The sequence below is a fragment of the Sphingobacterium sp. N143 genome (assembly GCF_030325625.1).
GTDB lineage: Bacteria > Bacteroidota > Bacteroidia > Sphingobacteriales > Sphingobacteriaceae > Sphingobacterium.
Genome location: NZ_JACAIS010000013.1, coordinates 24,438 through 38,398 on the forward strand (window position 1 = coordinate 24,438; position 13,961 = coordinate 38,398).

At 43.6% G+C, this 13,961-nt stretch carries 8 protein-coding genes; 7 read left to right on the forward strand and 1 reads right to left on the reverse strand.

All coding sequences use genetic code 11. From position 1 onward, the window contains the following. The first annotated feature begins 217 nt into the window (after nt 1-217). The 5 genes from HX021_RS20690 to HX021_RS20710 all read left to right on the forward strand — a co-directional run bounded on the left by HX021_RS20690 (nt 218) and on the right by HX021_RS20710 (nt 8,857). Nucleotides 218-3,352, forward strand: a complete 3,135-nt coding sequence (locus tag HX021_RS20690) for a SusC/RagA family TonB-linked outer membrane protein (protein ID WP_502959019.1) — start codon at nt 218-220, stop codon at nt 3,350-3,352. Nucleotides 3,353-3,375: 23 nt separating this feature from the next. After that, nucleotides 3,376-5,157, forward strand: coding sequence for a RagB/SusD family nutrient uptake outer membrane protein (locus HX021_RS20695; protein ID WP_286592514.1), 1,782 nt, complete (start codon nt 3,376-3,378; stop codon nt 5,155-5,157). 16 nt (nt 5,158-5,173) lie between these two features. Continuing rightward, nucleotides 5,174-6,622 (forward strand): arylsulfatase, encoded by a 1,449-nt coding sequence (locus tag HX021_RS20700; RefSeq protein WP_286592515.1) that lies wholly within the window; start codon nt 5,174-5,176, stop codon nt 6,620-6,622. Between the two features lie 252 nt (nt 6,623-6,874). Then, a complete protein-coding gene (locus HX021_RS20705) occupies nt 6,875-8,080 on the forward strand; it encodes an aldo/keto reductase (RefSeq protein ID WP_286592516.1) in 1,206 nt (401 codons plus the stop codon). Between the two features lie 96 nt (nt 8,081-8,176). Then, nucleotides 8,177-8,857 (forward strand): DUF421 domain-containing protein, encoded by a 681-nt coding sequence (locus HX021_RS20710; RefSeq protein WP_286592517.1) that lies wholly within the window; start codon nt 8,177-8,179, stop codon nt 8,855-8,857. A gap of 47 nt (nt 8,858-8,904) precedes the next feature. Here HX021_RS20710 and HX021_RS20715 read toward each other — a convergent pair whose 3' ends face one another. Continuing rightward, nucleotides 8,905-9,927 carry a helix-turn-helix domain-containing protein gene (locus HX021_RS20715; RefSeq protein ID WP_286592518.1) on the reverse strand — a complete coding sequence of 341 codons (1,023 nt, stop codon included), beginning with the start codon at nt 9,925-9,927 and terminating at the stop codon, nt 8,905-8,907. A gap of 190 nt (nt 9,928-10,117) precedes the next feature. On the opposite strand from HX021_RS20715, the gene HX021_RS20720 reads away from it, so the two are divergent. After that, on the forward strand, nt 10,118-12,532 hold the full coding sequence (locus HX021_RS20720) for a TonB-dependent receptor (protein WP_286592519.1): 2,415 nt from the start codon (nt 10,118-10,120) through the stop codon (nt 12,530-12,532). Between the two features lie 24 nt (nt 12,533-12,556). Beyond that, nucleotides 12,557-13,741, forward strand: a complete 1,185-nt coding sequence (locus tag HX021_RS20725; RefSeq protein WP_286592520.1) for a PepSY-associated TM helix domain-containing protein — start codon at nt 12,557-12,559, stop codon at nt 13,739-13,741. Nucleotides 13,742-13,961 lie beyond the last annotated feature (220 nt).

Consider the following 13,961-nt stretch of genomic DNA (forward strand, 5'->3'; position numbering starts at 1 on the left):
GGTCTTCGGAATAAGTACCAAAGCACAGGAAAAGGTATCCCTAAAAATAAAAAATACCGACCTTAAGACTGTGCTAAAAACGATTGAAAAGCAGACAAAAGTCAAATTTATCTATTTTGACAATGTGATAGCCAATAAAAACCTTCCCCTTATTTCTGTCGAGAACCAGAATTGGACTAACGCCTTAGCGCCATTGCTGAATAGATTTCAGCTTAGTATGCAAAATACGAATGAAAACACCTATGTGATCACCGTAAACAATAAAGAAGTTCAGGGGCTTGCCATCAAAGGAAAGGTTTTAGACCGTCAGGGTTTGCCTTTGTCGGGTGTCACCCTGGTCGAAAAGAACAAGGAGCGCGGTACAAGTACAAACGATAAAGGCGAATTTAATTTAAAAGTAAGTGGACCAAATGCGATTTTACTTGTCAGTAACGTTGGCTTTATCAGCCAGGAGATTCCGGTTAGCCAGTCATTTATGAATATTGTCTTACAGGAAGATCTGACCTCCTTGGATGAAGTTGTTGTTGTTGGTTATGGTACCCAAAGGAAGGCCAATCTTACAGGATCTGTCGCCTCAGTTGATATGGAAAAAGTATTGGGAGATCGACCTGTTAGCAGTAGCTCTCAAGCATTGCAAGGGGCTTTGCCTGGTTTACAAGTAACATTTGGTGGAGGCCGCCCCGGAACGTCAACTGAACTCAATATTCGGGGAGTCACTTCCATCAATGGTGGTAGCCCACTGGTATTGGTCGACAACGTCCCGATGAACATGGACGATATCAACCCCAAGGATATCTTAAATGTCACCGTACTGAAAGATGCTGCTGCCTCTTCTATTTATGGCGCCAGAGCAGCCTTTGGGGTTATTCTGATAACCACAAAGAAAGGGTCCAGAAATCAGCCGACCAGCATCAATTACTCCAGTAATCTGACCTGGAGCCGCCCCTCAACACTCCCCGAGAAAGCGAGCCCACTTGAGTTTGTACAGGCATTAAAAGACTTTGGTAATACCTCCAACTGGGCAGGACAAAATGTCGATACTTGGCTTGAAGTATTAAAAGACTATCAAACGGATCCAGCGAAATATCCCGATGGAATAACTGAAATAAATAATACAAAATACCCGCTGAAAGAATATGATTTATACGATGAGGTATTCCAGACAGGGTTTGAACACTTGCATAATCTTTCCATCAGAGGTGGTTCAGAAAAAATCGCCTACAGACTTTCTGGTATGTATAGCAATGAAGACGGCATTATGATGACCAAAAAAGATAGCTATAGCAGATATAATTTCAATGCCTATGTAAATGCCGAATTGTTCAAGAATTTTAATGCAAGTGTCAATGTCTTCTATAAAAAAGATAATCGGTTGACACCTGCCAATATGGGAGAGATGTTTTATCGCGCCTTAACGTTCGGGTCGTACCTTAATCCCGGCGAGACAATAGACAGCGACGGGAAAGCCATTCCCTACGGTACCCCCAACAATTATCTGAAATATGAAGATCCTTCCCGCAGATACGAGGAAAATCTTAGACTCTTTGGTAAACTGGAATATAATCCTTTACCGGGCTGGAACATCACCGCTGAATATACCTTTAGTAAGAATAATCTGAACAATAAAAATGCGCAGAACAGAAATAGGTATATGAATCCGAATAATTTTAATACGGAATACCTGTTCAATCAAGATTTTTATACCCGTTCCAATTCCCTGACAGATTATAATGCCTTAAATCTGTATACCAGTTATAGTCGTACATTGGATGATCATAATCTGAAAGTTTTGGTGGGAACAAACTATGAGAAAAGCTACACTGAGTCGTTTTCAGCAACAAGATATGGAATTTTAAGTCCGGATTCACCTTCCTTGGGCACAAGTACAGGGACACAGAATACATCCGACAGTTTTAGTCAATATGCTATTTTAGGTTATTTTGGCAGAATTAACTATGATTACAAGAACCGTTATCTATTGGAGTTGAACGGTCGGCTAGATGGTTCTTCTCGATTCCTCAAAGGCAGCAGGTTTGGCTTTTTTCCATCCGTTTCTGCTGGTTGGAATGTTGCTGAAGAACATTTTATGGAGGGGCTAAAAAATAGTATTCCCATGTTGAAGTTCAGGGCTTCTTATGGTGAAATCGGTAACCAGGTCGTATTTGACACCGATAAAAATCAAGTTTATTTTCCTGCAATACCCCAGATGGGAACGGGAAATGCCAACTGGATTGATCCGAATACCGGTATCCGCTATCTGACCATCAATCCGCCCAATTTAATCAGTTCTACTTTTTCCTGGGAGAAAGCGCGTACTTTAAACCTGGGGGTTGATATTGCTTTGTTTAACAGTAAATTGAACGGAAGTTTTGATTGGTTCAGACGTCAGACCATAGGAATGCTCTATCAGGGAGCTGACTTACCGGCAGTACTGGGCTCAAAGCCTCCATTCCAAAATATTACAGATCTGGAGTCAAAAGGATGGGAACTGGAACTTTCCTGGAAAGACAGGATTAAAGATTTTAAATATTCATTCACTTTCAATCTTTCAGATAATAGAGGTTTCATTACCAAAATCAATAATAGTGCTGGATTGGTCGATGGTTTCTACAAAGGAAAAGAAATCGGCGAGATCTGGGGATATGTCACAGACCGTTATTATACGGTAGATGATTTTCAGGTAAATAGCTTAGATGCCAATTTGTTAAATGGGACGTTAAAAGAAGGAATCCCCTATTACAAAGGTGTTGCACAGAATCCGGGAGATGTTATGTATGCTGATTTAAATGGTGATGGCATTATCTTCAGCGGTACAGGCACTGTATCCGATCCTGGCGATATGAAGGTTATAGGCAATAATCATAGGCGGTTTCAATTCGGTCTGAATAGTAATTTCTCTTATAAGAATATTGACTTGAGCGTATTTTTGCAAGGCGTAGGAAAGCGGGATCTTTGGTTAAGCAATTTCTTAGTGTGGCCATATAATAACGAATTCGGTACGCTCTATAAGGATAATCTAGACTATTGGACTGCGAACAATACGGATGCCACTTATGCCCGTGTCTATGCAAACGCAGGCTTAAATACGGCGGCAAATCGAAGGACGCAGACCAAATACCTCGCTGATGGCTCCTATCTTCGTGTACGCAATATTACACTTGGGTATACCATCGACAATAAAATTTTACGGAGCAAGGTGGTCAACAACATCAAGGTGTTTGTTTCGGGTGAAAACCTATTTAAAGCCGACCACATGCCAAAAGGGATGGAGGCTGATGGTGAAAACATAGGATCAGGAGGTATTTATCCATTCCTGAAAAAGTACAGCTTTGGCGTTAATGTCACGTTTTAAATCATCAAAAACCGCAGAATATTATGAAAAAGAAATTTATACACTATATCCTTTGCCTGGGGCTATCCACATCGTTAACGAGCTGCAGCAATTTACTGGATCTCGATCCGGAAGGTACATTGACAGAACAAAGTACTTTCACAAATTATAATAACTTTATTTCTTATGCTTGGCAATTCTATGGCACTTTTCCAGGCTATAGTAATGCAGCGCCTGATGCTGAGGTCCATGGTGACCTATTTGCCAAGGCACAGGCAAACGCCACTTCTGATTGGGCTTGGCAGCGGAAGGTGGTTCCATCCACAAGTGACGATTACAGTAACCCATTTGTGCAGATACGATCGATCAATGTGCTTTTGGATAATATAGAAGGTGCAGGTCAATTGTCTGAGCCAGAAAAGAAGCATATCCGTAGCATAGGCTACTTTTTTAAGGCTTACCAATACATGGATCTGCTTAACAAATTCGGTCAGGCGATCTGGGTAGAGCGCACGATTAACGATGGTGATACCGATATTCTGTACGGTACCCCTGGAAGTCGTGATGAGATTGCCGCACACATCGCTGAAATGCTCCGTTATGCTGGAGAAAATATCAAGGAAAACGGGGACGGCCCCAATACCATAAATCGTCAGGTTGTCTTGGCGCTGACCGCACGTTTTGGCTTACGGGAAGGGACCTGGCGGAAATATCATCAGCTTAAAGATGCCGAAAAATACCTCAGGCTGTCAACAGCAGCGGCCGAAAAAATTCTATCCAGTACGATACCACTGTTGAGCAATTATGACCTGCTGTTCAACAGTGAATCATTGGCTAATGTAGCCGAGGTCTTTCTGTATAAACAGTATGAGCTGAATCAGATTACACATAGTTTAGCATCCCTGGCACGTAATTCCTCCGGCAGATGGGATCTCACCAAGAAAGCTGTGGATATGTACCTGATGAAAGATGGGAAAACCCGCTGGATAAGCCCATCATTTGATGGAGATGAAAGTGCATATGCTGAATTCCGGAACCGTGATACCCGTCTATACTTTACCATTCCACCTCCTTATAAAGTTAAAATAGGAGCAACAAATATGCTTTGGGAGTATACCGATGATCCCAAGGACCGGGAGTATATCGATTTGATGGCCACACTTTCAGACGATAAGCATAAAACTTTACCCTGGATGAACTGGGAAGGTCTAATATTGAAAGAAGAACCGCATTATGTAGATTTCACCAATGGACAACCCTATAGTGTGAGTTATACCGGATACCGATTTTACAAATTCAGTAATAAAATCAATAGAATCCAGAATGTGGATATCAACGATGCTCCTATATTCAGACTCGGGGAACTATTGGTAGGCTATGCAGAAGCAAAATATGAACTGGGGGAAATCAACCAGCAAATTATCGATCAAACGATAAACAGATTAAGGGCACGCGGAGGAGTGGCTCCACTGCAGTTAACTGCAATTCCACAGGACCCTAAACGTGATGAGACTGTAAGCCCAGCACTGTGGGAAATACGTCGGGAGCGTGCTGTTGAACTGATGGGTGAAGGATTTCGGTTCGATGATCTCAGAAGATGGAAAAAAATGGATTATGCTGTTGCTCAGAAATTAGGAAGATATATTACCAAGGGGGTGGATGTCCCTGCCAATACGCCCATTCCGGTAGAAAATGGACAGGCAAAAGGCTATATCGCCTACGAAGGTAAAGCACCATCTCCATTTCCTGAGTACTATTATTTGTATCCGATACCAGCGGCAGAACTGGTACAGAATAAAAGTTTAAAACAGAACGAAGGTTGGTAAAAATAATTTAGAACACATGAAAGCACTAACATTTATCGCGCTGAAGAAAGCAGTCTTAGCTACCCTATTGGTGGCAACAACAAGCTGTATTTTTGCGCAAACTGGAAACAAAAGACCAAATATAGTTTTTATTATGGCTGATGATCTTGGTTATGGCGATTTGGGGGTTTATGGGCAGACGAAGATTGACACCAAACATATCGATTCATTGGCCCGAGCCGGTATGAAGTTTGACAACTTTTATGCGGGAACGTCGGTGTGTGCCCCATCACGTTCCTCCTTGATGACCGGACAGCATACTGGGCACACTTACGTCCGGGGCAATAAGGAAATTGAACCAGAGGGCCAACAGCCACTGGCCGATTCGGTGCAGACTATCGCTATGCTGTTGCAAAAGGCAGGTTATACCACTGGTGCCTTTGGCAAATGGGGATTGGGCATGGTGGGTACAAGCGGTGCACCGGATCAGAAAGGATTTGACGAATTTTATGGATACAATTGTCAACGACAATCGCATCGTTATTACCCTACCCACCTCTGGCATAATAAGCAACGGATCGAACTTGATGGCAATGGATTGATGGCAAAGGGTCAGTATGCACCGGCATTGATTCAGGAGAGGACCCTTGCTTTTATCGATGCCAACAAAGATAAACCCTTCTTTCTTTTTGTTCCTACTGTACTGCCGCACGCCGAGCTCGCAGGACCAGAGGATGAGTATTACAAACAATATGCCCATGAGTTTGATGAAAAGCCGTTCCGGGGCAATGATTATGGCCCCAAGGCAACAGTTCCGGGATATGCAGGTGTAGATAAGCCCCATGCGATGTATGCTAGTATGGTAAGCCGGATGGATGCGTATGTAGGTCAAATCGTTGAACGACTACGTCAAAATAACCTGCTGGACAATACCATTATCCTATTCACTAGTGATAATGGGGCGCATAAGGAAGGCGGAGCCGACCCCAACTTTTTCAATAGCTCAGGCGGATTGAGGGGGACAAAGCGTGATCTTTATGAAGGCGGGATAAAGACTCCGTTCATTGCTTATTGGCCAGGTAAAATTGCCGAAGGAAAAACATCAAATTATGTAGGCGCCTTTTGGGATATTATGCCAACGATGGTTGAACTAGCCAAAACAGATCATCCTAGATATACCGATGGGATTTCTTTTGTTCCCACTTTGCTGGGGCAAAGCAAAAAGCAAAAGCAGCATGACTATCTTTATTGGGAATTCCATGAGGACGGAGGACGTCAGGCTGTGCGTAAAGGTAATTGGAAGCTCATATTGCAGCAAGTAATGAGCGGCGCACCAATAGCGGAATTGTATAATCTTAAACAAGATCCAAAGGAGCAGCATAATATTGCTACCGATAAGCCCAGAAAAGTAGCGGAATTACGCCGTTTGATCGAGGAAGCGCACGTTGAAAGTCCTATTTTCCCTTTGACCAAGAAGGCTCAATAAACATTCATTGGCTTAGTTGAGCGAAATAAGTTAAACCCAGAAACAAGATCAGCTTTGTGGTCATAAAACGATGGAATATAAGATGTTCCATCGTTTTATTGTTAAATAAGCATGACAAAGGATCTAAGGTACACTGCTAAATTTTCATAATGCTATTACCTACTTTTTTGATTGACTGGCGGCATAGCCCGTGATCTGCTAAAACAAAGCAGGCCTGAGATTGGTTTTTAATGGGAGATTCCTGATCTCGCTATGCGAGTTCAAGTTTCGGCTTGGCTGGCCAAAGCAATTGAAGTAAATAGCAGTCAAGGGAATATAGAGCGGGCGACACGTATGAAAAGAAGAAAATTTTTAGTGCAAACAGGCCTTGTAGGAGCAGGTTTCGCCTTGAGTGCAGCAAGGCCTGATATTTTGATGGCAACAATTAAAGACGATAAGATGGTAACACCTGAAAATTTAGTTCAACAGAAACGGTTTCGTCCCAGCGATAAAGCTGGATTTGGAGGGGTAGCCCTAGGTAATGGATTTCAGTACAACTCAGATCTTGACTGTCTACAGGCAGTAGAAGCGGCCTGGAAGGCAGGGGTACGATTATTTGATACTTCACCCTGGTATGGTCTGGGCATCAGTGAGCGTCGAATGGGCTTATTTTTAAAAGATCAGCCCCGGGAGAGCTTTACGCTTTCAACCAAAGTGGGACGCCTCCTAGTGCCCAAAGAAGATTTTACCATGGAACAGTTGTTATGGAAGGGGAAACTAAATTTTAGCTATACCTATGATTATAGTGCTTCCGGGGTACGAAAAAGTGTCGAAGACAGCCTACAGCGCCTGGGACTGTCGTCTATCGATGTTGTCTTTATTCACGATCTTTCACCCGATAATGGCGACATGAAGGACAGCTATGCCAGCTATTTTGAGCAAGCCGCTAAAGGCGCTATGCCCGAGCTGACCAAGATGCGGGAAGAAGGGATCATAAAGGGATGGGGGCTAGGGGTCAATACCATAGAACCCATATTGCAAACCCTGGATGTTGCAGATCCCGATATTTTTCTTTCTGCCTGCCAATATTCGTTGATAAAACACGACGACGCGCTGAATCAGGTATTTCCGAAAGTTGCGGCCCGCGATGTGTCCATTGTTGTGGGGGCACCCCTATGTGCCGGTTTCTTGTCGGGTAAAGACCGTTATTTGTATGATGGCAGCTTTCCGGCAGGCGTGAAGGAAAAACGAACGGCTTTGCAGCGCGTGGCTCAGAATCATGCCGTGGACCTACGTACCGCCGCGCTACAATTTTCGGCTGCACCTGCCGAGGTTTCAGGCGTTATACCAGGAGCACATACTGCTGAACAGGCCATACAAAATGCAGCGTCTTTCAAGGCTACGATTCCAGTAGGTTTTTGGGAGGAATTAAGGCATGAAAAACTCATTGCTGAAAATGCACCAGTACCGAAGGCATAGTCAGATCCGCGGAAAAATACCAGCTATTTTGCCGCAAATTGTCAACCTCATCAAGCCAAATATGGGTTTTTACTGCAGTGAGATTACTTAAAGAATATGATCGATTTTCATAAAATTTTTGCGGACGGCGTAGATTTTTCCTTTCTGGTTGAAATTGGCGCAAGGACCATTATAATGTTCCTGTTGATATTAATTATCTTGAGACTGTCAGGAAGGCGGGGCGTACGTCAGTTGACCCTTTTTGAGGTCGCTATTATCATTAGTTTAGGATCAGCTGCCGGAGACCCCATGTTTCAGGAGGATCTTCCCATATTCTACTCCGTGGTTGTATTTATTTGTGTTATTGTGGTCTATAAATCGATTACCTGGCTGGCTTCCCGTTCCGAAAAGGTTACGCTGTTGTTGGAAGGAAAAGTACTGCCTGTGGTAAAAGATGGCGTGTTCGATATTAAGCATGAAAACGATAATAATTTTTCCAGGATGGAATTTTTCGCTGAATTGAGGAACTTAAATGTTGAACATTTGGGCCAGGTGAGGGAAGGGGTGTTGGAGATTGACGGGACCTTAAGTGTTTTGTTTTATGCTGATGACAAGGTCCGTTATGGATTGCCCCTGTTCCCATCAGCCTATAAAGCGGTGACAAGTGTAGCTTCCCCGGGACCCTATGCCTGTATGTATTGTGGGCAAGTGCTGTCTGATCTTGCACATCATTCAGCTGCCTGTCCGCGATGTAATCGAAAGAAATGGTGCAAAGCTTTAAATAATAAAAGAGTTTAAATATACAGGTCATGCCGTTCTATCCATCCCTCTCATTCAAACAAAACTTATCTCCGACCTGTCGGTATCTCCGCGGTGCCGCTTACATACTTTTCTTTCGACGCTAGTTTTATCTCGCGCGGAGTCTTTCCAAAATGCTTTTTGAAGGCATGGGTAAAATGGTGTGGATATTCATAACGACAATATCCAGCTATCTCCTTAATACTGTAATCTCCACTTCCTAGGGCATGCAAAGCCCATTCCATACGATGCTTACAGACAAATTTTTTGACCGAACAGTTGAAGTGCTGTTTAAATATACGTCCCAGTGTGGTTGGATTTGAATTGAACTGCTTACAGAGCAGATCGATATCGATTGGCTCATGCAGATGTCTGAGTATCCACTGTTTGATGAAGGAAGCTTTCTCCGCTCCTCTGACCTCCGGTGGTTGGCTATCCTGATCGGGACTCATTTCATAGTAATGGAGCAGTATCAGCAAGATAATTTCCCTTACTTTGACCCGGAAATAGGAGCGAGAGAGACTGGCTGGCATCGTGTTATCTATAATTTCTTTGAGGCATTCCCTTACCTTAAAAGGAATCGGTTGAGCCTGCGCAAATAGCTTAAAGCCTTTACCCTGGGCAACGGCTTTGTCAAATCGCTCCCTGATCAAAGGGCATACCAGCTCCAATGCGGAAAGGAAATCCAAAGGTAGCATCAGGTCGATACACCGCCGGTCGACCGTATAATGAAGATCACCACGCACATAAGGCATATAAAAAAGATTGAACTGCCCGTCTCTGATTTCAATCGGAAGATTGCTGTCCGATTCCTTGATAGGGATATACGAAGAATAGCCCTCGAGTTCAAACTGAATCTTTAAGAGACCGTTTTTGTGCGTAGTGGGGTATACAAACGGCTTTTTCAAGCTTAACTCCCGATAAATCAAAATATAATCGCGATCCTTCCAGATCTGTTCTTTGACATCTGCATAGCTGATATCATCCATAATGATGCTCATGTAATCTTCCTGGAGCGTAATCAGCCGATGCTCAAAGGCCGATGCGAAGCACAGATTCTCGTCTATCATGGTCAAAATTCGTTGATATAATACTCGTTTTCTCGTTGGTATTTCAACAAAAATACATTTTATTTTTGCAAAATTATTTAGACTTATTAAAAATAGATACTGTAATTCATGTAAAATGGGCAAGAGTAGCCGATTTTGCAACGCAGTGTTTTCAGCATGATTCATCATTAATCTACATACTATATATATTATGAAAAACAATTACATCACTTTTCAATCGCTGGGAATAGTGATTTTATTTAGCCTCATTTTTCCATGTGCCGCATTGGCGCAGCAAATGGGAAAAATAAGTGGGCAGGTCTTTACCACCGACCATAAACCCTTGGCGTATGCATCCGTCGTATTGCGCGATACACGTTTTGGCACCCGAGTGGATGAGCAGGGGAACTTTAGGCTGGAGGCACCGGCAGGAAACTATACCTTGGTCATTACCTATGCGGGATATGCCGCCATGACCAGATCGCTCCGGATCGAAGCCGGAGACAACCAATCCATTGATCCAATTATCATCGAATCAAAATACAACGAACTACGGGAAGTGGTTGTCGAGGATATTCAGAAGAATAAGTTTGCCCGAAAGGAAACAGAGGACATCTCGCGTATGCCACTGGCGAATCTACAGAATGCACAAGTGTATTCGGTCATTCCGAAGGAACTGATCCAGGAATTGGGTGCTACGGATTACAACACGGCCATGAGCCAGGTTGCCGGTGCAGTGGTGAGCAATGGGGTCAACGATAGTGGAAATCAGATTTACATGCGTGGATTCAATGCCTATGTGACCATGCGGAACGGTTTGCCGAGCAATCCACGTACAGCATCCGAGATATTCAATATTGAGCGGGTGGAGGTGATAAAAGGTCCCTCAGCAACCTTATTCGGATCACAGGTCACTTCCTACGGTGGGGTGGTCAACAATGTGACCAAGAAACCTTTCGAATCTTTCCGTGGTGAGGTAGGGTATACCACGGGGAGCTGGGGTATGAACCGTATCACGGCAGATATCAACACGCCACTCAATAAAGACAGGACTGCCCTGGCTCGTTTTAATTTAATGGGAAGTACGCAGGATGGTTTTCAGGATGCCGGAAAACAGAAGGCCATGGGATTTGCAGGTAGCCTCCTGTTCAAACCCAACGAACGCACCACCGTCCGTTTTGACGCAGATATCTATGTTCCCGAAAAAACATTATTAGCTTATGTAAGGAATACCAATAAGTTGTCTTACGGTACAATGGATAAAGTTCCGCTTCCATATGACCGCGCGATGTTGAGTGATGATATCACAACCTCACGGGCCAATATGAATGTCGGGACAGAACTGGAGTACCGCATTTCCGAAAACTGGGTCTCGCGTACTTCTTACCAATTTAATCAGAGCGGGGACAAAGAGTCAATTTTCTTTGTGCCAACTTATCTCAATGATAACCAGATTCAGCGGCGTTACCGTATTTTTGACCGCTATAATCTGACCTACAATTCTTTGCAGCAAAATTTTACAGGTGATTACTACCTGGGTAAAGTAAAGAATACACTCGTTGCAGGTCTTGACTATTCTTATTATAAGAGTACAGATCAGAGCATGTCACCTGCTTTTATTACCTACGATACCATCGGTATCACCGATGCGGCCTGGAAGCCGATCTCCCGGGCTGATATCCAAAAATCCAGGGCTGAAAATAGTCCCGGTGACTCTTATAGCCGATCCAGCTACAAAAACCTGAGTGCTTATATTTCGAATGTAACCAATCTATCGGACCGCTTGTTTGTGATGCTGAGCATGCGCCTGAACCACTATATTAATGGGGATTCCTATAGCTATACCCCCAATGTCAATCCGGCCATGAGCACCGCGGTAACGACTGAGGGTTATAAGCAGACCAATGTATCGCCAAAAATTGGGTTAGTATACCAGCCGATCAAAGATCAGCTGTCTGTGTTTGCAAACTACATGAACAGTTTCACCAATCTGGCTTCTTCACGTGGTTATGCCAGCGAAAATCAGGCTGGCGAACCCGAAATGATGAACTGGAAGCCGGAGCAGGCCAATCAATTTGAAGTGGGGGCAAAGGCCGAATTGTTCGGCGGGAAAGTAAATACCACGGTCAGTTATTACAACATTGAAGTGTCCAACATTCTCTGGACAGTTGCCGATGGCATCAGCGTACAGAACGGTAAATCAAGAAGCCGCGGGTTCGAATTTGATTTTATTGCCAGTCCATTGCGCGGCTGGAACGTAATTCTCGGCTATGGTTACAATGATAATAAATACATCAAAAATACAGCTTCCACACAGGGAAAACGTATGGTATGGACGCCTAAAAATGTTGCTAACGTATGGACATCCTACAAATTTCTTGATGGACGGATCAAGGGATTTGGGATCGGGGTCGGCTTAAATCATGTCGATAAAGTTTACCTGGACCTTGATGAGGTATTTGCAACACCTGCCTATACGGTATTCGGTGCGACAGCATTTTATGATCAGCCCAAATATAGGATTGGATTAAAGCTCAATAACCTGGGCAATATCGATTACTGGGATTTTTATGGAAAACCACAGAAGCCGACCGAAGTGCTGGCTAGTTTGTCCTTCAAATTCTAATCTACAGACTTAAAGAAAAAAGAAATGGCAACGTATACCCCCAAATTGAAACCCAGACCAGTAGTGGTGGACCAGGTCCCCAAGCGGAAAGGAAAGACAGCTTTCATGCGCTTTATTTCATGGATACACCTTTGGCCAAGCATTGTCTCTGGTGTGATTCTGGTTTTTGTATGTCTTACTGGTGTGATCATTGTCTATGGCGACGAGATCATGGATATCTGTGCCGGTGATGCGCGTTTTGTCAAGGAAGTGAAAGTGCAGAAGGCGACGAGTCAAGAACTGTTGACATCCATCAAAAAAGGCAGTCCTGACCTGGCTATTTCGGAACTTGTCTTTTTCAAGGACCCAAAGCGCTCTGTTCGTGCAAGGGTATTTGATGGAAAGAGCAAAAAATTGGCTCATCTTTACATCGATCCCTATACTGCGGAGGTACTCAAGGTCGATACGACCATCTATTTCTTCTATATCACGGCACATCTGCATGCCAGCTTGCTGGCAGGTAAGGTGGGGGGATGGATCGTGGCCATTTCAACGATAATCTTTTTGATCAGCTCCATCACGGGACTGGTACTCTGGTGGCCCAATCGATGGAACAAGACCACGAGACAGGCCAGTTTTACGATCAAGTGGAAGGCAAAATTCAAAAGGCTGAATTATGATCTTCACAACGTATATGGATTTTACTCGTTGATTTTATGCGTGGTATTGAGTGCTACAGGATTGCTTATATTTTTTCATCCACTGGGTGAACTCACGGTAAAACTTGCGGGCGGATCGGCAAACCATGTGGCGGAGAACCTCCCTAAAGCAATCAAAGGGAAAACAGAGCTGGATATGGTACCTATCGTTGATCAGCTTTTCAGCAATGAATATGCAACCAAAAAAAATATCGGTATTTGGATTTACAGACTTGAAAAATCTGGCGCTTATGTGTTCTCTGGGGGGACCTCAGGTCTGAAGAGCACCGAAAATATGGATATTGCCGTTTTTGATAAGTATACTGGGACCCGTATCACTGTCTCCGAGCAAGATAACATCCACGAGAAAGTAGAGAATTATGTCTGGCAGCTCCACATGGGGCAATGGTGGGGGCAGTTTGGTAAACTATCTACCTTTTTGGCAGGCATAGTCGCTACATCTCTTCCTATTACAGGCTTTTTGATCTGGTGGGGGCGCAAAAAAAGGAAATTAAAGCGGCTTGGTTATTAAGTCCACTATAAAAGCTTGATCATGCAGATTTATGAAGAATTGAATGCTTCAAGCAAAACATAGTCTCGGTTGTGATCTGTTAATTGCAAACCATTAGTTAATAGCTGTATTTCCTTGATGGCTCAAACGTAAATTTTCACGGAGGTTTTTCCAATATTTCAGATGATAATGGATTCCCAACATTTCGATGGATGTTGAGTAAACGTAATGTCTTCTTAGC